This window comes from Vogesella sp. XCS3 (assembly GCF_020616155.1).
Classification (GTDB): Bacteria; Pseudomonadota; Gammaproteobacteria; order Burkholderiales; family Chromobacteriaceae; genus Vogesella.
The window spans coordinates 3278242-3304011 of sequence record NZ_CP085530.1 but is presented as its reverse complement, the minus strand read 5'-3'; the positions used below and the strand labels follow the sequence as shown (position 1 = coordinate 3304011).

General features: G+C 50.6%; 22 protein-coding genes. 2 read left to right on the top strand and 20 right to left on the bottom strand.

Features of this window, described 5'->3' with window-relative positions; all coding sequences use genetic code 11:
• Window positions 1-64 precede the first annotated feature (64 nt).
• Both LCH97_RS15735 and mutY read right to left on the bottom strand, forming a co-directional pair.
• Window positions 65-2275, bottom strand: coding sequence for a bifunctional (p)ppGpp synthetase/guanosine-3',5'-bis(diphosphate) 3'-pyrophosphohydrolase (locus LCH97_RS15735; RefSeq protein ID WP_227302500.1), 2211 nt, complete (start codon window positions 2273-2275; stop codon window positions 65-67).
• Window positions 2276-2311: 36 nt separating this feature from the next.
• Window positions 2312-3370, bottom strand: a complete 1059-nt coding sequence (gene mutY, locus LCH97_RS15730; RefSeq protein ID WP_227302499.1) for an A/G-specific adenine glycosylase — start codon at window positions 3368-3370, stop codon at window positions 2312-2314.
• A gap of 114 nt (window positions 3371-3484) precedes the next feature.
• Between mutY and LCH97_RS15725 the strand changes: the two genes are divergently transcribed.
• Together LCH97_RS15725 and LCH97_RS15720 are read left to right on the top strand one after the other, a co-directional pair.
• On the top strand, window positions 3485-6559 hold the full coding sequence (locus LCH97_RS15725) for a THUMP domain-containing protein (protein ID WP_227302498.1): 3075 nt from the start codon (window positions 3485-3487) through the stop codon (window positions 6557-6559).
• A gap of 222 nt (window positions 6560-6781) precedes the next feature.
• A complete protein-coding gene (locus LCH97_RS15720; protein ID WP_017510384.1) occupies window positions 6782-7384 on the top strand; it encodes a MarC family protein in 603 nt (200 codons plus the stop codon).
• A 49-nt stretch (window positions 7385-7433) separates the two neighbouring features.
• On the opposite strand, the gene LCH97_RS15715 is transcribed toward LCH97_RS15720, so the two are convergent.
• The 18 genes from LCH97_RS15715 to LCH97_RS15630 all read right to left on the bottom strand — a co-directional run bounded on the left by LCH97_RS15715 (window position 7434) and on the right by LCH97_RS15630 (window position 25765).
• Window positions 7434-7964, bottom strand: a complete 531-nt coding sequence (locus LCH97_RS15715) for an NUDIX domain-containing protein (RefSeq protein ID WP_227302497.1) — start codon at window positions 7962-7964, stop codon at window positions 7434-7436.
• A gap of 55 nt (window positions 7965-8019) precedes the next feature.
• Entirely contained in the window at window positions 8020-8745 is a 726-nt protein-coding gene (locus LCH97_RS15710) for a glycosyltransferase (RefSeq protein WP_227302496.1), read from the bottom strand.
• Window positions 8745-9536: a glycosyltransferase family A protein gene (locus tag LCH97_RS15705; RefSeq protein WP_227302495.1), complete on the bottom strand. Its 792-nt coding sequence runs from the start codon at window positions 9534-9536 to the stop codon at window positions 8745-8747. The genes LCH97_RS15710 and LCH97_RS15705 overlap by 1 nt, the downstream gene beginning before the upstream one ends.
• Window positions 9523-10683, bottom strand: coding sequence for a hypothetical protein (locus LCH97_RS15700; protein ID WP_227302494.1), 1161 nt, complete (start codon window positions 10681-10683; stop codon window positions 9523-9525). Before LCH97_RS15700 ends, LCH97_RS15705 begins: the two co-directional genes overlap by 14 nt.
• A gap of 92 nt (window positions 10684-10775) precedes the next feature.
• The gene (locus tag LCH97_RS15695; protein ID WP_227302493.1) at window positions 10776-12035 is read right to left on the bottom strand and encodes a hypothetical protein; all 1260 of its coding nucleotides are present in this window, start codon (window positions 12033-12035) and stop codon (window positions 10776-10778) included.
• A 94-nt stretch (window positions 12036-12129) separates the two neighbouring features.
• Window positions 12130-13074: a glycosyltransferase family A protein gene (locus LCH97_RS15690; protein ID WP_227302492.1), complete on the bottom strand. Its 945-nt coding sequence runs from the start codon at window positions 13072-13074 to the stop codon at window positions 12130-12132.
• A 23-nt stretch (window positions 13075-13097) separates the two neighbouring features.
• Window positions 13098-14123, bottom strand: a complete 1026-nt coding sequence (locus LCH97_RS15685; RefSeq protein WP_227302491.1) for a glycosyltransferase family 10 domain-containing protein — start codon at window positions 14121-14123, stop codon at window positions 13098-13100.
• Window positions 14120-15130, bottom strand: a complete 1011-nt coding sequence (locus LCH97_RS15680; RefSeq protein WP_227302490.1) for a glycosyltransferase — start codon at window positions 15128-15130, stop codon at window positions 14120-14122. The genes LCH97_RS15685 and LCH97_RS15680 overlap by 4 nt, the downstream gene beginning before the upstream one ends.
• Entirely contained in the window at window positions 15127-16500 is a 1374-nt protein-coding gene (locus LCH97_RS15675; protein WP_227302489.1) for a lipopolysaccharide biosynthesis protein, read from the bottom strand. Before LCH97_RS15675 ends, LCH97_RS15680 begins: the two co-directional genes overlap by 4 nt.
• A 156-nt stretch (window positions 16501-16656) precedes the next feature.
• The gene (locus LCH97_RS15670) at window positions 16657-17706 is read right to left on the bottom strand and encodes an NAD(P)-dependent oxidoreductase (RefSeq protein WP_227302488.1); all 1050 of its coding nucleotides are present in this window, start codon (window positions 17704-17706) and stop codon (window positions 16657-16659) included.
• 1 nt (window position 17707) lies between these two features.
• The gene (locus LCH97_RS15665; protein WP_227302487.1) at window positions 17708-18625 is read right to left on the bottom strand and encodes a transketolase family protein; all 918 of its coding nucleotides are present in this window, start codon (window positions 18623-18625) and stop codon (window positions 17708-17710) included.
• Window positions 18622-19452 carry a transketolase gene (locus tag LCH97_RS15660; protein ID WP_227302486.1) on the bottom strand — a complete coding sequence of 277 codons (831 nt, stop codon included), beginning with the start codon at window positions 19450-19452 and terminating at the stop codon, window positions 18622-18624. Before LCH97_RS15660 ends, LCH97_RS15665 begins: the two co-directional genes overlap by 4 nt.
• A gap of 10 nt (window positions 19453-19462) precedes the next feature.
• Window positions 19463-20815: a lipopolysaccharide biosynthesis protein RfbH gene (gene rfbH / locus LCH97_RS15655; protein ID WP_227302485.1), complete on the bottom strand. Its 1353-nt coding sequence runs from the start codon at window positions 20813-20815 to the stop codon at window positions 19463-19465.
• Window positions 20812-21882, bottom strand: coding sequence for a CDP-glucose 4,6-dehydratase (rfbG, locus tag LCH97_RS15650; protein WP_227302484.1), 1071 nt, complete (start codon window positions 21880-21882; stop codon window positions 20812-20814). The genes rfbH and rfbG overlap by 4 nt, the downstream gene beginning before the upstream one ends.
• A gap of 1 nt (window position 21883) precedes the next feature.
• Window positions 21884-22657, bottom strand: a complete 774-nt coding sequence (gene rfbF, locus LCH97_RS15645; RefSeq protein ID WP_227302483.1) for a glucose-1-phosphate cytidylyltransferase — start codon at window positions 22655-22657, stop codon at window positions 21884-21886.
• 23 nt (window positions 22658-22680) lie between these two features.
• Window positions 22681-23673, bottom strand: a complete 993-nt coding sequence (locus LCH97_RS15640; protein WP_227302482.1) for an FAD-binding oxidoreductase — start codon at window positions 23671-23673, stop codon at window positions 22681-22683.
• A gap of 6 nt (window positions 23674-23679) precedes the next feature.
• Entirely contained in the window at window positions 23680-24846 is a 1167-nt protein-coding gene (locus LCH97_RS15635) for a DegT/DnrJ/EryC1/StrS aminotransferase family protein (protein WP_227302481.1), read from the bottom strand.
• The gene (locus tag LCH97_RS15630; protein WP_227302480.1) at window positions 24836-25765 is read right to left on the bottom strand and encodes a GDP-L-fucose synthase; all 930 of its coding nucleotides are present in this window, start codon (window positions 25763-25765) and stop codon (window positions 24836-24838) included. Before LCH97_RS15630 ends, LCH97_RS15635 begins: the two co-directional genes overlap by 11 nt.
• Between the last annotated feature and the right edge of the window lie 5 nt (window positions 25766-25770).

Genomic DNA, 25770 nt, shown 5'->3' with positions numbered 1-25770 from the left:
CTGGCGCCGGCAGGCAGGCTGCCGACGAGAACACGCGGCGCGGCCAGGGTTGGCCGCACGCCGCTTACACGCGCCGCGCCTCGTGCACGCCGCGTACTTCCATGATGTGCGCCAGCACGCGGCTGATATCGCGCACCTGCCGCACCTCTACGGTAAAGCGCAGCTTGGCTTTTTGCGCCCGCGACAGGGTGTTCACACCGATTACGTTCAGCTTTTCGCGCGAGAACACGTCGGAAATATCGCGCAGCAGGCCGGGGCGGTCGCTGGCGTGGATTTCCAGGTCGATCGGGAACACGCCGTTTTTCTGGTCGCCCCAGTCAGCCGCAATCAGCCGCTCCGGCGCGTCGGCCGACAGGCGCTTAAGCGTAATGCAGTTGCTGCGGTGTATCGAGATACCGCGGCCGCGGGTAACAAAACCGGCCACGCTATCAGGCGGCGCCGGCTTGCAGCACTTGGCCAGGATGGTCATCAGGTTGCCCACGCCCTCGATCAGCACGCCACCCGAATCGTGGCCACCACGGCTGCGGCGCACCAGGTCTTCCGGCGCCACCTCCAGCGGCTGCTGCGGCGCAAAGCTCTCGATGGCGTTGCTGATGGCGCGGGTACCCAGCTCGCCGTGGCCCAGCGCGGCGTACAGCTCGTCCATGCGCGAGTAACCCAGCTTGTCGGCAATCTGCGCCAGGCTGGGCTGCACGTGCTGGTGGCGCGACAACTCGCGCTCGAACAGCTGGCGGCCGGTTTCACGCACCACGTCGGCGTTTTGCTGGCGCACGTACTGGCGGATCTTGCTGATGGCACGGTGGCTCTTCACCCAGCCTTCGTGCAACCAGTTCACCGACGGGCCGCCCTCTTTCGCGGTGAGGATTTCCACGCGCTGGCCGTTTTGCAGCGGCGTGGACAGCGGCACGATATGGCCTTCTACCTTGGCACCGCGGCAACGGTGGCCCAGGTCGGTATGCAGGCTGTAGGCAAAGTCGATGGCGGTGGCGCCCGAAGGCAAATCCAGCACGCGGCCCTGCGGCGTCAGCACGTAGATGGTGTCGGAGAACAGCTCGGTCTTGAAGGCGTCGGCCAGGTCGCTGCGGTCGGAGTCCGACATTTCCTCGCGCCAGTCCAGCAGCTGGCGCAGCCAGGAGATTTTCTCCTCGTACTGTGCGTCGCCCTTGCCGCCTTCCTTGTAGCGCCAGTGCGCGGCTACGCCGAATTCGGCGTGCTCGTGCATCTCGAAGGTGCGGATCTGTACCTCCACGCCGCGCCCTTCCGGGCCGATAACGGCGGTGTGCAGGCTGCGGTAATCGTTGGCCTTGGGGTTGCTGATGTAGTCGTCAAACTCGCCGGGTATCGGCTGCCACATGCTGTGAATCAAGCCCAGCACGGTGTAGCAATCCTGCAGGCGCTCCACCAGAATGCGCACGGCACGGATATCGTACAGCTCGGAAAAATCGAGCTTCTTTTTCTTCATCTTCTTCCAGATGGAATAGATGTGCTTGGGCCGGCCGGCCACATCGCCCTTGATGCCAGCGCCTTTCAGCTCGCCACGCAGGGTATCCAGCAAGCGTTCGATATAGTCGATGCGCTCCAGCCGGCGCTCGTCCAGCAGCTTGGCGATTTTCTTGTAGTTGTCCGGCTCGGTATGGCGAAAGCCCAGGTCTTCCAGCTCCCACTTGATCTGCCATACGCCCAGGCGGTTGGCCAGCGGCGCAAACAGCTCCAGTGTTTCCTGCGCAATCTGGCGGCGCAGGCCGCCCTCGGCCACCTGCGACAGGTAGTGCATGGTTTGTGTGCGCCACGCCAGCTTGATCAGCACCACGCGGATATCGGCCACCATGGCCAGCAGCATCTTGCGCATGGTTTCGGCCTGGCGGGCGCGGTCTTCCGGTGTGGCCAGGCGGTCCAGCCGCGCCAGCTCGGTGAGGCGGCGCACACGGTTGCCGCCATCTACCAGCGTCAGCACGGTGCGGTTGAAGGTATTGGGCAGCCACTCCTGCCAGTCTTCGCGGTAATCGGGCGCAGCAAACAGCAAGGTGGCGGCAATGGCGTCCGGCAGCAGGTTCAGGTCGGCCACGATGGCGGCGGCAGCCACCGCATGGCTGAACACATCTTCACCGGTATGCGGCAGCGTTTTGCCGGCGTACATGACGCGCGCAGCATCAAACGCACGCTGCAGCATGGCGCGCTCGGCGTCGGTCAGCGCGGCCGACAGCTGGGCCAGCCATACGGCCGGGTCGGCGGCATCGGCCAGAGTATCGGCTACGGAACGTACTACGGAAACCATCTTTCAGCTCACCATGCGGCCACGCCGCGACAGGGTTTAGGGGGTAATCGCCAGGGCTTGCAATAGCAGCTTGCGCACCGGCGCCGGCACGCCGGCATCCAGCGCGTCGGCCAGCGGCAGCCACTGCCAGCTGTCCTCATGACAGCTATCGGCCAACCTCTGCTGCAGCTGTACCGGCTGCGGCGTGATGGTGAGCCGGAAATGGGTAAACACGTGCACCAGCTCGGGCCACGCGGGCAACAGGTCGCCCACGGCGTTGGCCGCCAGCCAGCCATCTACCGCCAGCGTGCTATCGAACTCCGGCAGGCTGAGCAGCCCACCCCAGATACCTACCGACGGGCGGCGCTGCAGCAGCACACTGCCCTGGTGCAGGGCGATCAGCATCACCGTCTCGCGCTCGGGCACGGCTTTTTTCGGCTTGCGCTGCGGCAGCTCGGCAGTACGGCCACTGTTGGCCGCCACACAGCCATCCAGCATCGGGCAGGCGGTACAGGCAGGCTTGCTGCGCGTACACACGGTAGCGCCTAGATCCATCAGCCCCTGGGTATACGGCACCATATCGGCACGGCTGGCGGGAGTAAGCCGCTCGGCCAGCTGCCACAGCTGCGCCTCTACTGGCTTGTCGCCGGGGTAGCCTTCTACACCAAAGCAACGCGTCAGCACGCGTTTGACATTGCCATCCAGAATGGTTTCGCGCTGGCCAAAAGCAAACGCCGCAATGGCGGCAGCAGTAGAGCGCCCCACGCCGGGCAGGCGTTCGATATCCTGGCGCTGCCGCGGAAACTCGCCACCAAAATCGTGCATCACCATCTGCGCGGCCTTGTGCAGGTTGCGCGCCCGGGTGTAGTAGCCCAGGCCACTCCACAGTGCCAGCACGTCGTCCACCGGCGCTGCGGCCAAGGTGGCCAGGTCGGGGAAACGCGCCAGAAAGCGCGGGTAATAGCCCAGCACGGTGCTGACCTGCGTTTGCTGCAGCATGATCTCGGACAGCCACACACGATAGGCATCGCTCACCTGCCACGGCAGGCCGTGGCGGCCATACAGGCGCTGCCACGCCACCAGGCGGCTGCCAAACTGGGTTTCTAGCGTAGACACGGCTTAGCCACTCAAAATCGAACCGGCCATGTTAAACCAAAGCGCGGGGAGTACCAAGCAGGCAAGCCCCGAATAGGCTAGAATGGTGGATTGATTTCAAAGGATTACCGCACGATGTCCACATTCCGTTCCCGCCAGCGCGCCGCGCAACGCCGTCAGCCCACATCTTTTGCCGAGCGCAACGCACCACCTGCCGGGAATAACGCTCCGCCAGCAGGCCAGACCGGCAACAACCCGCGCTTTGGCAACGACAGCCGTGGTTTCGACAAACCACGCTTCGGCGGCGAGCATCGTCGTGACGGTGATGCCCAGCCACGTGGCGAACGCAGCTTCGACAAACCGCGTTTCGGCGGCGACAAGCCCCGCTTTGAAGGCAATCGCGACAACCGCGAAGGCGGCTTCAAGCGAGATGGCGAGTTCCAGCCGCGCGGCGAACGCAGCTTCGACAAACCGCGTTTCGGCGGCGACAAGCCCCGCTTTGAAGGTAACCGCGACAACCGCGAAGGCGGCTTCAAGCGCGACGGCGAGTTCCAGCCACGCGGCGAACAGCGCAGCTTCGACAAACCGCGCTTTGGCGGCGACAAGCCCCGCTTTGAAGGCAATCGCGACAACCGTGAAGGCGGCTTCAAGCGCGACGGCGAGTTCCAGCCACGCGGCGAACAGCGCAGCTTCGACAAACCACGTTTCGGCGGCGACAAGCCCCGCTTTGAAGGTAACCGCGACAACCGCGAAGGCGGCTTCAAACGCGACGGCGAGTTCCAGCCACGCGGCGAACAGCGCAGCTTCGACAAACCGCGTTTCGGCGGCGACAAGCCACGCTTCGAAGGTAACCGTGAAAACCGTGAAGGCGGCTTCAAACGCGACGGCGAGTTCCAGCCACGCGGCGAACAGCGCAGCTTCGACAAACCACGTTTCGGCGGCGACAAGCCCCGCTTCGAAGGTAACCGCGACAACCGCGAAGGCGGCTTCAAGCGCGACGGCGAGTTCCAGCCACGCGGCGAACAGCGCAGCTTCGACAAACCGCGTTTCGGCGGCGACAAGCCACGCTTCGAAGGTAACCGTGAAAACCGTGAAGGCGGCTTCAAACGCGACGGCGAGTTCCAGCCACGTGGCGAACGCAGCTTCGACAAACCGCGTTTCGGCGGCGACAAGCCACGCTTCGAAGGTAGCCGTGAAAACCGCGAAGGCGGCTTCAAGCGCGATGGCGAGTTCCAGCCACGCGGCGAACAACGCAGCTTCGACAAACCACGCTTCGAAGGCAATCGCGACAGCGGCTTCAAACGCGAAGGCGATTTCCGCCGCGAGCAACCCAACGATCACCAGCCACGTGGCGAACACGGGCTGGACAAGCCGCGCACACTGTTTTCGGTCAAGCCGGAAGATTACGCCCCGGCTCCGGAAGCCGCACCCGCAGAGCGCCCGCAAAAAACCTACACCCGTGACCGCGTAGCGGGCCGTGGCGGCAAAGCCCACCCCGACTACGTGGCACCAGAACCACGCGACAACGAGCAGGCACCGGTAGAAAACAAACCGGCTGGCGGCCCGGTGCGTACCAGCTTCCTGAAGCGCGTCAGCGACATCGACACCCCGGCGACGCCACGTAGCGACGAACCACGCCGCGAAAGTGGCTTCCAGCGCGAAGAGCGCAGCTTCGACAAACCACGCTTTGGCGGCGAGCGTCGCGAAGGCGGCTTCCAGCGCGAAGAGCGTAGCTTCGACAAACCACGCTTTGGCGGCGAGCGTCGCGAAGGCGGCTTCCAGCGCGAAGAGCGCAGCTTCGACAAACCGCACTTTGGCGGTGAGCGCCGTGAAGGCGGCTTCCAGCGCGAAGAGCGCAGCTTCGACAAACCACGCTTTGGCGGCGAGCGTCGCGAAGGCGGCTTCCAGCGTGATGCGGCCCCCGCCCGCACGCTGTTTGGCAAAGGCGAAGCCCGTGAACCAGGCCAAGGTTTTGGCAAGCAAGGCGGTGGCGACAAGGTTGGCCGCACGCCCTTCGTCAAAGCCCAGCCACGTACGCTGAAAGACGGCGAATTCGCCCTGTTTGCCAGCTGCCCGCGTGGCCTGGAAAAACTGCTGGGCGAAGAAATTGCCCTGCAAGGCGGCACCGAGCTGCAACTTACCGACGGTGGCGTGGCCTTTACCGGCACGCAAGAAGTGATGATGCGCGTGAACCTGCACTCGCGTACCGCCAGCCGCCTGCTGATGCAGCTGGCCATGGGCACCTTCCGCGAAGAGCGCGACATCTACACCCTAGCCAAGGGCATTAACTGGCCAGAGCTGTTTGATGTGGGCTGCACCATCAAGGTAAAGACCGATGGCCATGCCCGCCTGAAGAGCATCGACTACGTATCGCTGATCGTGAAAGACGCAATCTGCGACCGCTTCCGCGACCTGGGCGGCGAGCGCCCCAGCGTAGATACCCGCACCCCGGACATGCGCATCCGTGTGTTCCTGTCCGGCTTTGACGTGCAGATCTACCTGGATACCAGCGGCGAAGCGCTGTTCAAACGCGGCTGGCGCGACGAAACAGGCGAAGCCCCGCTGCGCGAAAACCTGGCAGCCGGCATCCTGCTGCTGGCCGGCTACAACGGCACCCAGCCACTGCTGGACCCGATGTGCGGTAGCGGTACCTTCCTGGTAGAGGCCGCCGACATCGCCCTGAACCGCGCCCCTGGCCGCGACCGTGGCTTTGCCTTCGAACTGCTGAAAAACCACAACGATCTGCTATGGCACAGCATCAAGAACGACGCAGAACTGGCCAGCCGTAAACTGGCTACCCTGCCGCTGTACGGTAACGACCGCGCCGCCCACATGGTAGACATCACCCGCCGCAACCTGGAACGCACCGGCCTGGCCGAGCTCGTTACCCTGAGCGTGGGCGACGCCACCGAGTTGGCCGCACCCGCCAAGCAAGGCCTGATCGTGTGCAACCCGCCGTACGGTATCCGCCTGGACGAACAAGACAGCCTGGCCGAGCTGTACCCGCAGCTGGCCACCTGGCTCAAGCGCCAGTTTGCCGGCTGGACCGCCCACCTGATGACGGCAGACACCCGCCTGCCCAGCCTGATGCGCCTGGCCGCAGACAGCCGCCCCATGCTGTACAACGGCGCACTGGAATGCCGCGTTTACGCCTTCACACTGGTAGAAGGTTCTAACCGCAAGGAAAAAGACGACACAAGCGGTCAGTAAACGGACACACCCGCTGCCATAGAAAACAGGGCGTGACATAATCACGCCCTGCCAGTAGTGCAACACATGGCACGCACATACCAAAAAGGCCTTACGCTCTGCGCAAGGCCTTTCTTACTGCCTGCGGCCAACCCTTGCCGGCGATCAGCCTCGACGATGACTGCTGCCGGCAACGCTAGCCCAGACTTTGTTTTTTACCGGATACCGCATACTGTAAAAGCTATGGATACCTCTTTCCTGTCTGCCACCATCCTGCTGATCCTGATTACCGATCCGCTGGGTAACATTCCCCTCTTCATTTCTGCCCTCAAGCAGGTGAAGCCGGAACGCCGCCGCCGCGTAGTCTTCCGCGAATGCTTTATCGCCTTTGCGGTACTGCTCACCTTCATGTTCTTTGGCAAAGGCTTCCTCGAGCTGATGCACCTCACAGACGAAAGCCTGCGCGTCGCTGGCGGCGTCATCCTGTTCCTGATCGCCATCAAGATGATCTTCCCCGGCGAAGGCAGCATGTTTGGCGGCGACAAAATGCACGGCGAGCCTTTCATCGTTCCGATTGCCGTACCGCTGATCGCCGGCCCCTCCGCCATGGCCACCGTGCTGCTGATGTCCACCCGCGAACCGGAACGCATGCTGGAGTGGATAGGCGCCCTCACCCTCACCATGCTGGTAACGCTGCTGGTCTTCCTGTTCTCCGGCAAAATCCACCGCGCCCTTGGCGAACAGGCCATCACCGCCCTGGAACGCCTGATGGGTCTGGTGCTGACCGCCATCTCCATCGAAATGCTGCTAGGTGGCGTGGCGGCTTACATCAAAAAACTGGCATAAAAAAATCGCCCCAAGGGGCGATTTTTGGAGAGCTAACCTTGCTAAATGGTTACCTCGCTTCATCACACCGTACCTGCATAAGAGACGCCACTACGCGTACATTCTCGTGCACAGATTCGTCGGAGCTGGCCACATCAAGCGGGAACCACTTCCATGCACTGTGCTGCTCCAACGCGCCACAGGGTGGGCAGAGCAAACCTATCTCCTCTCTGGAAACAGGCACGCGGTAGGCCAAATTTACATAATGCGTAGAAACTGCATCCGAAAAAGCACTGTCATCATAAAAATGATCCCAAGCACCCAATAAGGTAGCGCGCGATAGCCAAGACAACGGCATACCAAGTTCCTCGCTAGCAATACGCTGCATTGCCAGCTGAATGCCCTCATTTTTGCGAATACGCCCACCTGGTGAAAACCAGAAATCACGCGCAGGGCGATTATTTCTCATGCCCAATAGCAAAACCTCACTATCCTGGGTACGGTACGTCAGCATCAGGTCGATAGAAACCAGCGGTAATGCACTGCATGCAGCGACAAAGTCCTGTTCTGAAAGCAAGCTAGGCAAATTATTCTTACTCAACGCTATAGAACCTAAAATATTCGAATCACACGCTCGGTTGGGTATATAAAAGACGCTAAATACCGGTCAAGTACCTAACAGCACTAGAGAGATGCCACTTCATGTGCTTGAAACTTCTGTGGCTAGCACGCTGAGCATCATGAATGACACTTACCTGAGGCTGGAGAAGTACTTTCCAGCCAGCTTTCCATAATCGGGCACAGATGTCGACATCTTCAAAGTACATGAAAAAGCGTTTATCATCAAAGCCGGAAACCTGAACAAACGCCTCACGTCGAAAAATAACAAACATCCCTGCAGCCCAATCCACCGCAATAGTGTCATTACCCCAGGAATAACCGGGCTTCGTCTCTTTAAATACCACCCGGCGAAATAGGCCGCTTACCGTAGGAAAACGACGGACACTATCCTCAACGCTACCGGCAGCATTCAGTATCACAGGGGCGACAGCGCCAACCTTCCTATCATGCATAGGCTGCAACAATAAAGACAAATCAAGCTGGGTAAGCCTGACATCAGGATTAACGACTGCAAAAAATGATCCGGAAGAATGCAAAAGTGCAGCATTGTGGTTTTCGCCAAAGCCCTTCGGCACAGCATTTCGCACAATAACGGTCGGGTAGCCGGTGTCTTTGTAAAAGGTCTCATCCTCAGGCAGATTAACCGTAATAATCAACTCGACATCTGCCAAGGCAAGGCGCTTTAAATCAGCCACCAACAATTTGACCAGACGGGCTTGACCATGGCTCACAACAGAAAGACTAACTAGGGGCTTTTTCATTATTTTACCAATCGCGCTTTATGCTTTCGCACCGGAAATTTTATGGCCTCACACAGCCATGCTGCACCGTAGAAAAGCCAGCCGATCTGCCCTTCATTACGCAAGGTACGCAGCACATCTACATAGCCCTCGTGCATAAGATCAAAAGATGCAGTCAAACCGGAATGCCCTATCGCAGGCTTAAAGCCCGCAGCCAATGTCAGGTCAATACAGGCATAACCAGATGGCTGAAAGTGCTCCAGCCATGCCTTATAGTCATCCACACGCCGAAAACGCTCATCAAAACCGGTAAACTGGTCTTTTCGCACCATCACCGTAGGCGTAAAAAAGGGGTTCCCGTAAGCAAAGCGCCATTTATTAATCTGGCGCACCTGTACGCCTGTACTATCAGTAGAACCCTCACATGGCAAAGTATTAGCATCAAATGCATAGCCATGGCCTGTGAGTATTAAACCCTCTCGCTCCATGATGTCAAACTGTACCTGAAGCTTTTCTGGCAGCCAGACATCATCGGCATCAAGAAATGCAATGTACTTCCCATTCGCCAGCTTGATGCCCGCATTACGAGCAGCAGGTGCACCACGGTTCATTTGCCTAAGCACACGAACGGGGAAAGGCATCGTACCAATGACATCGCGAAGAAGTGGCTCGATAGGGGTATCACTACCATCATCAACCAGAATAACCTCAAGAGGCAATGCTGTTTGCATGGTGATCGATACCAGGCTTCGCTTCAACGTGTTCAAAGCATTAAAGCAAGGGATGACGACACTGACACTAAGCTGATTCATATACTAACTTAGCCCGCTTGTTAATATCACTATAAAAAATGGCCCAAAAGGTCAGCGTCATGAATAGTATATTATCAAGAAATGAACTACGCTGAAAACCGGACAGTAACAAAGTAGCCCCCAGCACTATAGGAAACCAACCATCGTGAGTTCCTGTTTTAAAATTCACCATCAGCTTCATGCAAAAACGCCAAAAAACAAGACAAAGCACAATCAAAAAACCAAATCCAGATTTTACGTACCAATTGATATAAGATACCGATATCCCATCAGGAAACCGACTCTCAACTTTCATATCATCAAATGGCAAAACATGGTACGCCCACGAATTAAATACATAAGCATACTCATCAGAGCGAACGCCCACTGAACTATTATGAACATAAGCAGCGTCTATGCCAGTCTTGATTTCATAAAGTTGTATAAATACAGACCAGAAAACCGTCGTAACTAGAAGCATCATGATACCAAGAAAAACTTTAGCTTTTATACGATCCAGCTGAATAGCCTTCAATATCATAACAAGCACACATAGCACCCATGCATTTGCACTTTCAGATAAAAAAACGCCCATAAGCAAAATGGCCGCTCCTAAAAATCTCGATGAAAAGAAAAAATAAAAGAAAGCAGGTACAAGCAGCATACCGTATGTCCCTGGCTCATCAAACATCGACTGAAGACGATATGGGAAAGGGGAGAATAACGTGTGACTAGAGTCAAAATCGCCATCCATCAGCCAAGTAGTCAGAAAATTAGTATGGTATACGCGATCGCCAATAGAAGAAACAGCACTCCATGAACTAAAGCTAGTCAATATCAAGCCTATAATTCCTAGCACCGTAAATAAAAGCACAGCTTCGGAATAAGCCTCAGAAAAGTTTTCCTCATAACGCTGGCAAATGCCAGTAGCTAAAAGCATGGCAACAAGACAATTAAAGAAAAGCTTCAAGAAGCGATAGCCTTCATCGTACTCACCATACAAGAATGCGGCAAAGGACAGCACAAACAAAAAACACACTATACCATAGAGTGGTAAAGCAACCCTATGACGATAGGTAACAAACACAAAGAAAGCCCACAGCAGCAAAATAAGCTGTGGAATGTATGGCACAAACTGCGGTATTACAGATGCGCCATTTGCAAGCAATATATATATCATTTTAGATAAATTAACGATAACGCACCAAAACCAGAACGATACTTCTTATCCTGGGTGAAAAAATAAAGTATGATATCAAATCATATTGAGCGAGATGTATACCTGCACCCAATTCTATCAAGACACATCCATCCATTACATAAAACAACGCTTATAAAAAGCAGGTAAGCTAAGACTTGATAACTCGTTATAGTGAAACTAACAACAAAAAAAGAAAGAAATGCAGCCTTTCCAAAGTTACTAGCAAAAATATTTCTCCAATAACCAGCGATGTAAAAAAATACTGAAATAGCGACTATTGAAACCAGTCCATAATTAAGCATAAAATTAAAAGAAGAAGAAAATGTGGGTGCATTCATATAGTCAATACCAGACTGCCACCAACCACCGGCCTCAGGAGAGTTATAAAAGAAATCAGGATAGTAATTAACTAACCAGTACCCTGACATACCTGGACCTACACCCCAAAGTACATTGTCTGAAATTGCAGATATTGATGCTACCCATGACCCAGTCCTAGTTATTGTACTTATGAAATCAGACAAGCCTAACATTCTTGAAAACAATAGCACGGAAAATAGCAAGCCCAAGAAAACAACAACAGCTTTAATAAGGCTGGATTTTCTAGTTTGAAAATCAAATGAAACAAAAAAAACCAATGTAGCAAAAAAAGCTCCAGGAGCGCCTGTAGTAACAAGACTAATAAACCAAAGACACAAATTTCTTATTCGGGATTTATCACGCGCATCAGAAAAAATAAAAGGCAAACAGAAAATAAGATACGCTCCCTGATAACCGGGCTCAAAGGATAACCCTCGCGTTCGCATTGGCCCCCAGTCATTGATACGAGCATGAAAAATGGCATCGATTGAATTCATAAGTTCAAGTCTGCCAAAACCAATCAATGAAGGAATAAAAGAAAGCAACAACTCAACGAACACATATGCACAAGATATATAAAAACCTCGCCTCACATAAATAGCCACCCTCTCCATTCCAACTTTATTTATAAAATAAACCAAGAAAGGGATAAGTGAAAACTTAATAACATCAGCAGCAAGTGTCTTAAACATCCGCTCCCCACCACACTCATCGACACCGCAGACCACAGAAGATTTATGATTATTCACAATCAAACTTGCAAAAATTGTTAGCAAGATAATCAATAAAAACTTCAATGAGTTCTTATCAATAAAAATAGCCCGTCCAAAGAAAGCACTTTCTGATAGCAAACATATAACTGCCAAAATAAAAAAAGGAAGAGACAAATCTAAAAAACTTGGCGTTATAAATCGCAACAGTGGAAAATCATTAAAGAAAGGAAGTGCGGCACATCCCAACAAGAAGATCCTACTAGAAAAATTAAGGTTTCGCATAGAACCCCAAAAACGAAAAAAGCTTCGAAATATCACTACAGCTCTATATATGGACGAATCAGTAAAAAAAACGCGCCTTTAATACTCGAGCCAATCTCCCCCAAAACACCATTCGTGTGCAAAAAAGGCGCACGAAACTAAAAGCAATAAAATATAATATGACTTTTTTTCGCCATTCATGCTGCAAATACTGCACATCATCTCTTATATCAACAGAGGCAAGTTGCGAGTACCACTTCGACCAGTATAAAAACTTATAATCTCTCACAGCTTGGGATTTCGGATGCACACCAGCAGTGGCATAAATATGCCGCAACCAACTAAGCCTGTTAGGAATAGACTCCTGACTACTGTCATTATTGCCATGAAAACGGTATTGCATCAGACAAGCATCAATCCATAGCATCGGCCCACGCGCCAGCACACTACTCAGAAAAGAAACATCAGCATGCTTCCCCCCCTTCGCGGCATCTAGGGTCAGGCCCTGTATCATGGCCGTGCGGTACATATAGCCAGGAAAAGGCGCAGGGCTTATCGTGCTTAATGAAAGATACGGCTCTAACAGGTCATAAGGCATGTGCAGCAATTTCCTGCCGGAAAAACTCCCCATAAAAGGCTGTCTGGTCAGCTTGGTGCCGCGCATGATACGAGCGTTGCAGCCCACCGCAGTTATATCGGGGTAAGCCACAAACTGCGAAACCATCTGGCTTAGATAGTCCGGCTCTAAAATATCATCGTCGTGAAATAATACCAGCAAGGGCTCAGTTGCCTCGGCAATAAGCGTATTGAAATGCTGCAATGCTGGCAAATTGGGCATACGCCGAATTACCCGCACAGTAGGAAATTCGTTGGCAAGCATTTGTGAAACAGTCTCGCTAACCGAATTATCAGAAACGATCACTTCAAAATTTTCATACTGCTGTGCTATTGCTGAAGCCACAGTCTCACGACAAAAATCCATGCGATCACGCGCAAGGATGAATATCTGTACGCGGGGTGTCATACTAGCGTTATTTTGAGCGACCATTACAAATCTATCACGTTTAACAGGCTATCACGATAAACAGCAGCACCCTTTTCCTGCAAGAATCTACGGCCTGCTTCTCTCATACCTTGCCAATCGTCATCACTCATGGCAGTGACAAAGTGGTACATCTCATCATAACTATTAAAGCGGCGCATATCGACAAAGGCATCCGCGGGTAATAGTGTGTCAATATCGGGAGCGCCCCAATACACAGGCACCGTGCCAGCATAGAGACAGTCAAATATTTTTTCGGTCACATAGCCAGACATAGGCATGTTTTCAAAACACAAACTAAATCTGTATTGGCTTAATGTTGGCCATTTAGACGTGCATGAACCTCGAAAAGAAGACTGGATAGCCATGAAATGGCGCCAGTATGGCCACCAACGGGCATGCCCGCCCCACCAACGCTCCCAGCCGCGTCCAAACAAATCTACGCCATCATACGCTGATAAAGCTGAAATGGCTTTGATTCGCTCACTGTAAAACTCGGGTTTACGATTGCCAGGATTATGACTACCAGCGATTACAACCAGCTTATTCAAGCGATTTTTGTTAGCCCAGAATTCGGGAAGAACATCACCGTAGGGTTGTGGCCAGAATATCTTACATAGCCTGTTCGTATCAACATCCGTTAATGAGTAACCATCGCCATGCGCATTATGTACGAAAACATTTTCGAACGCCGTAGTAAGTTCGGGCAGCGCCTCATACATCTCAGGCTGAACAAGTGGTGGTTCAAGTAAGATGAACCCACGCAATCTTACACTGCTATCATTCAGAAAAACCTTATAGCTTTCCAGCAGGCCTAACGACCAGTAATGGTTAATAGCATGCTTTTTACTGCCATCACGCAGTTTATCTGCAGTGTGTACAGGAATACCCTGGGCCTCGTAGTGCTTACGCAATGCGGAAAAAGGCAACAGCGTACCATCCCTGTTCAGGGAAGCGTTATCTGTATCAAAAAGCTTGTCATCCAGAAAGTGCTCACTGGATGGGTCAATGAAGATAGCCTGATTGCTCACGAAATATCCCCATTATCGGCAGCTAGTCCCATTTCACTGAACACGAAATCAAAACGCCGCGCAAAGGTATGCTCATTTACCGTACGATCGTAGCCAGCTTTGGCAATGTTTTCTCGCAGATCGGCATGCTCCAGATAATAGTGAACTTTAGCAACCATATCATCTGGGTCTGCATAAACAGCTATCTCATCACCTATTTGATAAGCACGCTCGATGCCCTCAACATAGTAAGATAGCTGAAAAGACCCACAAGCATTAATCTCGAAGTGGCGTGCTTTGATCTGCTCGATACTTTTGGGTGAGCGAAGTTGACGCAGACCATTTATTGGCCTGGAAGCCAGCATTCTTATATCCCAGCAACGTGAATTTGTCAGATTCAGGTTGATACGTGATTCACTAAAGATACGCACCATATCTTCATGAGCGACGATACCGCCTGGCCAACCAAATCCAGCAACGTGTACGTTGATACCAGCCTTTTTCAGACGGTCGATCAGCCATTCACGAGTAGGGTTCCAGCCTCCGACAAACGAAACATCATACTTTTTTTCTGTCGACACTGGCTTGTATAAGCGGTCATTTGCGCCAAATGGAAAGTGAATCACATGGGACAAGCCTAGCTTCTTATATTTGACATGACAGGTGTAGTCAGATGAAGTGAAGTAATCAAATTGAGGCGCCCAAAACCGGACAAAATCCTGACGCCAGTTGTCATCATGGAAAAAACACAGCGTACGTGTGTATGCACGCACATCTTGTACTGCTGCAGGATCCAGCTGGTCGGTGTAGGGTGAGAATATTGCGACATCAAATGCTTGTTCCCGGGCTTGCTGAACCAGTAAACGATTCATTTCATTCTTGCCATGCTGTTTCAAATTCTGCATGTAATCGAAAAGGACTACTTCATGCTTGGCAATTAAACTATCATAAAAGTTGAAATATTCGTACGAACGGCCTCGTGCAGGGTCGCCATAATCATATTCCATACAAACCAAGAGAATTTTCATTTCAGCCGCACTTTATCAATCAAGACAGATTTTAAGAAATACCAACCTACAGTAGCCCAGACAGCACCGATACCAATGCAGACCAATAAGGACGCAAAGAAATCAGGCTGAGCAATAATACTGCTTTGCAACCACAGGAACAGTGCCGTTGATAGCGTTAAGAAAAATGACATCAAGGCCAACTTTGACATTTCGAGTTTGGCATTAACATCACCAGCATAAGCAATCTTATACATATAAAGAAAAACAGCGACACCACCAACAAATACCGCGACAGGGGCCGCCACTATTCCGAAATTATTGAGCAAAGCGAAAAGCACAATATACGCACCTGCGGCACCGATTGCATTAGGTGCGATCAGCAATTTTGTAGTCATATGCCTGTGTGCATTAAGACTGACGATACCCACCATGACACGTGTCCACTCAGCCAAAGCACCCAGTACTATAAATTGTCCGACATCATGAAACGCAGAGCCAAGCATGAGACGCGGTAAAGCGGGAGAGGCCGCAATCAGTGCACTAAGAAATAACAGCGACGACGGGATCATAACTTCGGCATACCTAGCCCAAGCACGGTTTCGCTGCGTAGAACATGCAGCATTAACATCTTTATAAAACTGGGGTTGAAACCACGTTGTAAATATTGTTTCGGCCGCAGACATGAGTGACGATGCAATACCATAGCCAGCCGAGTATAAGCCCAGCTGTGCAATACCAAAGCTATCTGCCAAGAAAAAACGGTAACCTTGCATATGCAGCCATTGCAACAAAACAGCAATAGCTATTGGCCAACAAAACCTAGTGACATGCTCAAACTGGCTGGAATTAACCCACAAAGGAATAGAGCTATTCGTCACAACCTTTCCAAAGAAAATTTTATAGGCTACTGCAGAGCATACAACTTGCGACAAAAGGGTTCCCAGCAACCACATTTCTGCTGTAGGCCTTATGAACGCTGAAAAAAACACCGAAATAAAAAGCCCTAGCAAAAGAACAGCCAAGTTCAAAACTGCAAATGCACCATGCCTATCTATCATATTGAGAGATGGCACAAGAGTTTGTATAGCCGTATTGAATATCAAGGACCCGCAGACCAAAATTACAAACCAAAAAAGAGAAATACCCCCAATAAAAACACCAATAACGTGACAAATGCTAATCAGAATGGCAGCAAAGCATGAAACACCCAGCATATAGACCACATACAAACTGAATCTCTGTTTTGCATATCCTCCGCTTAACCATGCATGAAGTCTTCTATTAAAAAACATACCAACGGGGTTAATAAAAAATAAAGCGAAAAATGAGGTTGCTGTAGTGATCAGCGCAAAAACGCCCATTTGCGCTGGCGATAACAGCTGTGTCATTATTCGCACTGAAGCAAAAGCAATAATGAACTGAAGCACACGGCCCAATAATGAAATTAACATGCCACTTTAAAAATTTCTTGATAAATATGCTTAATATAAAATTAGCAAAACAAGATTACTTTATTCCAAGAAAGACGGATTATAAAGCTAAATTCATGCTTTACTGTGCCATGCCACCGTTCTTATTATTGCCTCATCAAGAGATATTGGATGATTTACTCCTAGATCAGATCGTGCATTTATAGTACTAGGGATGTACCGCTCTGGCGAAACCCCTGGTATAGCTTTTTGATTGATAGTCACTCTTGGTGGCAAGCTAAGAACAGTACAAATTCGATAAGCTAGATCGCGAATGGAAATTGCTTCTTCGGACCCCACGTTATATGCCGCACCCGGTTTTCCATTGAGTAAGATCGCCCACAACCAAACTGCCATGTCAGCCGAATACATATAGCTTCGCAATGGTGTTCCATCTCCTCGGATAAAAATTCCTTGCTGATTCATGGCAGCTGCAAGAAAGTTTCCTATGGCGAATTGCTTATCCAGTGGCAGATAAGGTCCAACAAAAGCAAAGCAGCGAGCAGAGCACACTCTGGTAGCACTGCGTCTACCAAATGAAGAAACCAGCCACTCGGATACACGCTTACCTTCACCATATGCCGAACTCTCCAAAAGCGAGTTGGGTGCTCCTAGGTAACATTCGCTCACTTTTTCAACTTCGCACGCCTGATTTCCATATACGGCACCTGAGCTTACATTCAGAAACGCTTTAGCACTCACTGCTTCGGTAAACTTAAGGACATGCTTTGTGCCACTAATACATGTATCTATAATTTCTTCGGGAGACACATTTGCCGCAACGTCCGTTGCTGCGTGAATAACGAAATCATAGTGACCATGTGGATAAGAGAAATTCCGAACATCGCCCTTAACCCAATCAACTTCCGCCGCATCAGCCAAAAAAGGCAAATCACGTATCGCACCATCGGGATTTCGGCTGAGTAAGGTTATTTTTACGCCAAGACTCAACTTTCGACTAATGAGGAGAATCGATAAGACTAACCACTTCCCAACAAAGCCGGTACCACCCGTAATAAATATTCTCGAGCCCGATAAGCTTCTCCATGTGGCTTCAGGCAACCCATCGTATATATACTGCTGATCCTCTTCAGATATCGGAAAAATAACACGATCGTTATGCACACTAGGTCACCTTGCAAATGAATGCGTTTACTTTTCTCTCAACAGAGATTAGATCTAACTCATGCTCTTCCAGAAGATACTCATACGAGCCACAATGCTCTGAAAATCTATCAGCGGAGGCAATACGCAAAATGTGAACGGGGCAACTCTCACTTGTTATTTCGGCGATCAGTGAGCCTAATCCCCCATATATGGAGTGCTCTTCCATTGTAATCATGCTTTTATGCATGCTAGCAATATGGCACACTTGCTCTACGTCAATCGGTTTAATTGAGGGTGCGCTCCACACAGACAGGTTTAATTTATCGCCAATGATACTGGCTATTTTTAGCATCGACCCTGTTGCTATAATTGCAGGTTTGGTACTATTCCCACTTCTGATCTGCAGTAAATGACCGAAATCAGTTATTTCAACATTGCCTGCATGAATGACGCCACGATCAGATTTCCCCATCCGTAAATAAACTGAACCCGATGAATTGTATGCTTTCATCATGCACGCTTCCATTTCGAACTTGTCTGCGGGCGAAAGAATATCTAAATTAGGAATCGCTCTTGTGCATGCAATATCTTCAAGGGACTGGTGACTAGTCCCTAAGTGACTATAAACAAATCCCGCACCATCTCCTAACAAAACTACTGGCAGGTTATCATGCGCGATATCAAGCTTTATTTGTTCCAACGTACGAACAGGTACAAAGGCAGCCAAACCATACACAAAAGGACGAAAACCTACTTTAGCCAAACCTGCGGCAAGACCGATCATGTTTTGTTCCGCTATGCCTGCGTTTATATACTGACCTGGGCATTTACTGCGAAATGAATCAAACAATGCATATCCATGATCACCGGTTATCAACAATACCTTCGGGTCTGCTAGTGCAATATCAACCAGGGCATCGGAAAAAGAATCTCTCACTGCATCACTCCAGATTTTGACAATTCAGCAATCGCATTATCGAAACTATGCTTATCCAGTCTAGTGTAATGCCATCGATTATTCGACTCCATAAAGCTGACACCCTTACCCTTGACAGTATTTGCAATGATAGCTTTAGGCTTTCGGCTTGTATTATGCCAGAGCGACTTTACCGCATTATCTATCTCACCTTCGTCGTGTCCATCGACTTCAATGACATCAAAACCAAAACTGTCAAATTTAGCTTTGAGATTGCCAAGCGACAATACGTCCGCTGTTGTCCCCATTGCTTGGAAGCCATTTTGATCAACAATGACCATAAAATTATCTAGGTTATGATGAGCAGCAACAAGCATTCCTTCCCAGATTGGCCCTTCATTCAACTCACCATCACCGACGAGAACATAAACTTTCTGATCGGTATTCAGCCGTTTGATACCCATCGCCAAACCAACACCAACAGAGAAACCATGTCCCAAGGATCCAGACGTCACTTCGAGACCGGGGAATCGTGAGTCGGATAAGCCTTTTAGTTCACTGCCATTACTAAAATAACCAGTAATGTGCTTACTTTCATCTAACCAGCCCAGTTCTCTCATACATGCATACTGCGCCATAACGCCATGCCCCTTACTTAGCACCATGTAATCACGTGACGGTGAGCGTGGATCATTATCTGGATAGCGCAGGAACTTCCGATACAGCACTGCTAATATTTCTATGATTGAAAATGCACACCCGATATGAACTGTCGAACCTGCGTATGCCATTTCAATAACAGTCTTACGCAAGCGTGCAGGTTGAAATGACTGATCTTTAGCCAGCATACGCATTCCTTTAAAAGTTGATGCCAAAGAACTCTTCGATTCTGTCCGCAATGTAATCCAGCTGCGGCTCGCCCAGCGCCGGGAAGGTACCCAGCCAGAATGTCTGGTTCATCACCACGTCGGTATTGGTGAGATCACCGCTAACGCGGAAGTTGCGGCCAGCCATGTAGGGCTGCTTGGTGAGGTTGCCGGCAAACAGCAAGCGGGTACCGATCTTGCCTTCTTCCAGGTAATTGATCAGGTCGGCACGTTTAATGCCGCTGCTTTCCTTCACAACCAGCGGGAAACCGAACCAGGACGGCTCGGAGTTGGGCGTGGCTTCGGGCAGATGCAGGAACTCGGCACAGCTTTGCAGACGGTTTTTCAGGTAGGCAAAGTTGGCACGGCGCTTGGCGATGAACTCATCGACGCGGTCCATCTGTGCCAGGGCACAAGCAGCCTGCATGTCGGAAATCTTCAGGTTGTAACCGAGGTGGCTGTAGGTGTACTTGTGATCGTAGCCATCCGGCAGATCGCCACCGAGCTCTTTCTTGGTCCAGCAGAAACGCTTATCGCAGGTGTTGTCTTTGCCTGGCGGGCAGTAGCAGTCACGGCCCCAGTCGCGGAAAGATTCCGCAATCTGCTTCAGTTCGGCATTGTTGGTGAACACTGCACCGCCCTCACCCATGGTGATATGGTGCGCCGGGTAGAAACTGAGGGTAGCGATATCGCCGAAGGTACCCACCAGCTGACCGTTATAGGTAGCGCCCAGCGCATCACAACAGTCTTCAACCAGCCACAGGTTGTACTTTTTGCACAGTGCGGTGACCACGTCCAGATTGAACGGGTTACCCAAGCTATGCGCCAGCATGATAGCTTTGGTTTTCGGGGTGATGGCGGCTTCAATCTTGCTGGCATCAATATTGTGCGTAGCCAGATCCACATCGACAAATACCGGTACAGCGCCAAACTGCAGGATAGGGTTGACTGTAGTGGGGAAGCCAGCGGCAACACCAATCACTTCGTCGCCCTGCTTGATGGCACGGTCGCCAAGCTTGGCGCTGGTCAGCGTGGAAAACGCGACCAGGTTGGCCGAAGAGCCGGAGTTGACGGTAATCAGGTACTTCACCCCCAGGAACTGGGCGAGACGCGCTTCGAACTGTTCGTTGAAGCGGCCGGTTGTCAGCCAGCCATCCAGCGATGCCTGCACCATCAGTTGCAGCTCTTTGGCGCCAATTACCTTGCCGGACACCGGCACGGCACTTTGGCCTGGCACAAACGGTTTGGGCGCATATGCGATGTCTGCATACTGTTGCACCAGATCGTTGATCTGATCGCGCAGCTTGTCCAGCTGCGGTTGGAACTGAATAGGAGAAGTTGTCATAGCCGTGTCTGATACAGGTTAATTTGTTTAAGGCACATAGCGCGCATATCCTGGCCATCCAGCCAGGCTTTATGCCACTCGGCAATGTGCTGAAGTGCCGTTTGCAACGGCCAGCGCGGCGTCCAGCTCAAACGCTGGCGGGCTTTGGAAATGTCCAGCTTCAGGTAGTTGGCCTCATGCGGATGGTCGCCCGCTTGCAAAGTCCATGTAGCATGGTTGCCCCATGCTTCGCACAGCTTTTCAACTATCCATTGTACCGGTTGGGCATCTTCATCGCGCGGGCCAAAGTTCCAGCCTTCGGCGTCCTGCTGCCCGTGCTGGTACAGGCGCTCGGCCAGCAACAAGTAACCGGAAAGCGGCTCCAGCACATGCTGCCAGGGGCGAATGGCATGCGGGTTGCGGATAGCCACCGGCTGCCCATTTTGCAGGGCACGCAGAATATCGGGCACCAGGCGGTCGAGTGCCCAGTCACCGCCGCCGATCACGTTGCCGGCACGCACGGTTGCCATGGCAATACCGGCTTGTTGCAAGAACGACTTGCGGTAAGCACTGCTTACCAGCTCAACACAACCTTTACTATTGGAGTAAGGATCGTGGCCGCCCATCGGCTCGTCTTCGCGATAACCCCATGCCCATTCCCGGTTTTCGTAGCACTTGTCGGTGGTGATGTTGACAATCGCTTTTACCGAGCCGACATGCCGGGCGGCTTCCAGAACATGCACGGTACCCATCACGTTGGTAGCGTAGGTTTCCACAGGCTGCTGGTACGACAGGCGCACCAAGGGCTGCGCCGCCATATGGAAAATGATTTCCGGCTGAAAACCGGCCATCACCGCGTGCACTTGTTCGTAATCGCGGATATCGACAACGTGATGCGCCATGTGCTCGGCAACGCCGGCAATATCGAACAACGCCGGGCTGGTAGGCGGCGTCAGTGCCAAGCCGCACACGTTGGCCCCCATGGACTGCAGCCACAGGGAAAGCCAGCTGCCTTTGAAACCGGTATGGCCGGTAACCAGCACACGCTTGTTCTGCCAGAATGCCGGGTTGGTTTGCTGCGGCGTCATGTTAATCCCACTTCTTCCACGGTGCCTTACCAGTAGCCCACAGCTCTTCCAGCAAATGCTTGTCACGCAGGGTATCCATCGGTTGCCAGAAGCCGTGATGCTCGTAGGCCATCAACTCGCCTTCTGCAGCCAGATTCATCAGCGGCTCTTGCTCCCAGACAGTTTGGTCGCCATTCAGGTGCTTTAGTACTTTGGGCGACAGCACAAAGAAGCCGCCATTAATCATGGCGCCATCACCTTTCGGCTTTTCCTTGAAACTAAGTACCTGGCCTTGCTGAATATCAAGCGCGCCAAAACGGCCCGGCGGGAAGGTAGCCGTCAGGGTGGCCGTCTTACCGTGCTTTTTGTGAAACTCGATGGTTGCTGCAATATCGATATCGCTTACACCATCGCCGTAGGTAAAGCAGAACGCTTCTTCATCTTTGACATAGTCCGCAACGCGGCCCAGGCGGCCACCCGTCATGGAATCATCGCCGGTATCCACCAAAGTGACCTTCCATGGCTCGGCGCGCTTTTCATGCACATGCATGGTATTGGCCTGCATATCGAAGGTTACGTCCGACATGTGTAGAAAGTAGTTGGCAAAGTATTCTTTGATGACGTAGCCCTTATAGCCACAGCATACAATAAAATCATTAATACCATGGGCAGAGTACATTTTCATGATGTGCCATAAAATAGGCTTACCACCAATTTCGACCATGGGCTTTGGACGCACAGCTGTCTCTTCACTCAAACGGGTACCAAGTCCACCAGCCAGAATAACTGCCTTCATTTCAACCATCCTTACTCATAAATTTAGTTAGCTGAACATACAAAAGCATCAGAGAAAAATCTTTTGGGTGCCAGCCCTGAGTCCATCAGTTGGTGTTTTGCACTATTAATCATTGCAGGAGAGCCACATGCGTAAACACAAACATTCTGTACGTCATGCAACAAGCGCATAGCTACATCCTGAACGTAACCACGCTCGCCAGACCAGGAATCATCAAACTGAGACAACACCGGAACATACCGGTACAAATCTGATGCCCTGCTCATATCCATGTAAAAATCACATTGCGCCCTGTTTCCCCATAGCACTGTAATAGACTTGGGTAACCGCTCGATGTTCGACAGTACGGAATCGACCATACTCTTCACTGGTGCGATACCGGTTCCTGTAGCCAAAAATAATAAATCCACATCTTGAATATCTCGCAGAGAGAATGTTCCAAGCGGACCATGGATCCGCAGCAGATCACCTATTTTGGCTTTTCTAAACCAATAGTCACTCATAACACCCCCCTTCACATTACGAATATGAAGCTCAACTTGCCTACTGACAAAATCCGCGGAGGCGAATGAGTAACTACGCCGAACACCAGAGGGACCAATGACATCAACGTATTGCCCAGGGATAAAATTGAAATTTGCACTTGATGGCAATCGGAGCTGCACCTTCAAAATATCAGGTGCAACCACTTCCATTTTATCTATCTTACATGGAAAAGTTTTTGAATCTGGAAATATACCGCACGATAAACTCTCAACATCCAATTCGATGTCTGAGATAGCAGATCGCACACACGTCAGAATCCAGCCATCGCTTTTCTCTTGCTCGGAAAGATTCAACTCAGGATGCAAAGCCTGAGTGGCACCACTCACTACCCGACACTTGCAAGACAGACATCTTCCTGCATTACAGCTGTATGGCAGTGTAATTCCAGAATTCTTGGCTCCAGATAAAATTGGCTCGCCAGGCGGAAGCGAAAAACTATCACCCGAAGCTATTTTAACTATAAAAGACATAAGTGATTAAATATCTTTCAACACTTCAAATGCCTCAGGCATCGGATAGTGGTGATTGCCAATAAATAAGCCATACTGGTCAATATGATTGGCATTCTTCAAATCGCCATGAACTTCAGAGTCAAAGTATTTGACAACTTCATTCTTTGCAAAGTTTCCTGCCACTATAGGGCGACATTCGAAACCAAGGGCGTTAAGCTTTGCAAGTAATTCTTTGCGAGTAAGCCTGCTACCAGGGCGAATGACCAGACTAAAACCGAACCAGCTGCTCGTACCAATTTCCTTCTGAATGATTATATCAGGATGATTCGATAAAGCACTTTGCAATAGCTTACCATTTTTCTGCCGCTCCCTAATAATAGCAGGCAAGCGCTTCACTTGTTCTACACCAAGCGCCCCCTCGAGTTCAAGAGGCCTAACGTTGTATCCTGGCAAAACAAAACGAAATGACTCCTCAAAAGGATCATCGCTTTTTGTACCGCAAACATGATTCTCCCTTGGAAGATTTCTTGTCCACCCATGCGCACGTAAAGATAGAAGAATATGATATAGCTCTTCATCGTCCGTAACGATCAAACCACCTTCCATAGTTGAGATGTGATGGCTAAAAAATGAGCTATAGCTCCCCATTACGCCAAAAGTACCTGCTTGCTTACCATTAAACTCAGCACCCATGGATTCACAGTTATCTTCCATGAGTGTAATATTGCGATCACCAATGATTCTATTAATTTCCGCATAATCATTCGGATTACCCAATAGGTTCACTGCAAAAATAAGTCTTGTCTTATCAGTTATAGCAGATTCGAGCTGCTCCAAATCAAAATTGAGTGTATCAAGATCGATATCTACAAATTTAATTTTTAAGCCGTACTGATAGAGTGGATAGTATGTTGTGCTCCACGAAACAGCGGGAACGATTACCTCATCACCACGCTGGAGTTTATAGTCAGGATTTTTTGAATAGAATAACGCACCAACCATAAGTAAATTAGCAGACGAGCCGGAATTTACCATTACACAATACTTACTACCAACGTACTCAGAAAAAACACGTTCAAATTCTTTAACATGCGCACCCATGGTAAACATCCCAGATGCAATTACTTTTTGCATCACATCAATTTCTTCCTGCCCCCAAGTAGCAGTTGCCAACGGAAATTTATAGCTCATCAACCATCTCCTGCAAATAAAATTTGAAAGTTTTCTCAATGCCAGATTTAAGATCATGCTTGGGCTGCCAGCCCCAAGACACCTGCTTTTCGACACTAACCAATTTACGAGCCATACCAACTGGCTTAGTTAGATCATGATGAAATGAACCCTTATAATCCATTACATCAGCAACCGCTTGGTAATATTCATTTATCGTATAATCATAGCCCAAGCCCACGTTCATCAAAGCAGGTAGGGTTTCGAATCTAACGACGGCCTCAACCAAACAATCAGCCAGATCACCGGCAAACATAAATTCACGACGAGCCGTACCATCACCCCAAATTTCCACAGTTGGCTCATTATTAATTTTAGCCTGATAAACCTTATGAATTATCGCTGGGATTAAGTGCGAGTGTGCAGGGTCAAATTTATCATACTGCCCATATAAATTACATGGGATTATTGTTTTGTATTGATAGTCAGGACTTTGTGCACTTATATAGCCACAAAGACGCGAAACTACTACTTTGGCGAGAGCATACCCTTCATTTGTGGGTTCTAGCTCCCCGCTTAAGACTTGATCCTCACGCAGTGGACTGTTGTAACCGCGCGGATACATGCATGAGCTCCCTAAATTTATAAGACGTCTCACACCCACAGACTTAGACGCCCATACAATATTCCTCCCCATATCAAGATTCTTCATTAGAAACTCGACTGGTTCTCTCATGTTAGCCTGTATACCGCCAACTTTTCCTGCTGCATGAATTACAAAATCTGGTTTAACTACCTGCAAGTACTCTTCTACATCAGTGTAATTACAAAGATCAAGCTCCTTGCTATTTGGCACAAAAATCTCATAACCCTTAGATGCTAAGTAGTCTTGGAGATTCCTGCCAACCATGCCCCCACCACCAGTAATAAGAACTCTCATATTAT

What these genes read in the sequence shown, in the direction of transcription:
- LCH97_RS15735 (WP_227302500.1), bottom strand. Translation starts at nt 2,275, where the DNA reads ATGGTTTCCGTAGTACGTTCCGTAGCCGATACTCTGGCCGATGCCGCC.
- LCH97_RS15725 (WP_227302498.1), top strand. Translation starts at nt 3,485, where the DNA reads ATGTCCACATTCCGTTCCCGCCAGCGCGCCGCGCAACGCCGTCAGCCC.
- LCH97_RS15720 (WP_017510384.1), top strand. Translation starts at nt 6,782, where the DNA reads ATGGATACCTCTTTCCTGTCTGCCACCATCCTGCTGATCCTGATTACC.
- LCH97_RS15710 (WP_227302496.1), bottom strand. Translation starts at nt 8,745, where the DNA reads ATGAAAAAGCCCCTAGTTAGTCTTTCTGTTGTGAGCCATGGTCAAGCC.
- LCH97_RS15705 (WP_227302495.1), bottom strand. Translation starts at nt 9,536, where the DNA reads ATGAATCAGCTTAGTGTCAGTGTCGTCATCCCTTGCTTTAATGCTTTG.
- LCH97_RS15690 (WP_227302492.1), bottom strand. Translation starts at nt 13,074, where the DNA reads ATGACACCCCGCGTACAGATATTCATCCTTGCGCGTGATCGCATGGAT.
- LCH97_RS15680 (WP_227302490.1), bottom strand. Translation starts at nt 15,130, where the DNA reads ATGAAAATTCTCTTGGTTTGTATGGAATATGATTATGGCGACCCTGCA.
- LCH97_RS15675 (WP_227302489.1), bottom strand. Translation starts at nt 16,500, where the DNA reads ATGACACAGCTGTTATCGCCAGCGCAAATGGGCGTTTTTGCGCTGATC.
- LCH97_RS15660 (WP_227302486.1), bottom strand. Translation starts at nt 19,452, where the DNA reads ATGCTGGCTAAAGATCAGTCATTTCAACCTGCACGCTTGCGTAAGACT.
- rfbH (WP_227302485.1), bottom strand. Translation starts at nt 20,815, where the DNA reads ATGACAACTTCTCCTATTCAGTTCCAACCGCAGCTGGACAAGCTGCGC.
- rfbG (WP_227302484.1), bottom strand. Translation starts at nt 21,882, where the DNA reads ATGACGCCGCAGCAAACCAACCCGGCATTCTGGCAGAACAAGCGTGTG.
- rfbF (WP_227302483.1), bottom strand. Translation starts at nt 22,657, where the DNA reads ATGAAGGCAGTTATTCTGGCTGGTGGACTTGGTACCCGTTTGAGTGAA.
- LCH97_RS15640 (WP_227302482.1), bottom strand. Translation starts at nt 23,673, where the DNA reads ATGTCTTTTATAGTTAAAATAGCTTCGGGTGATAGTTTTTCGCTTCCG.
- LCH97_RS15635 (WP_227302481.1), bottom strand. Translation starts at nt 24,846, where the DNA reads ATGAGCTATAAATTTCCGTTGGCAACTGCTACTTGGGGGCAGGAAGAA.
- LCH97_RS15630 (WP_227302480.1), bottom strand. Translation starts at nt 25,765, where the DNA reads ATGAGAGTTCTTATTACTGGTGGTGGGGGCATGGTTGGCAGGAATCTC.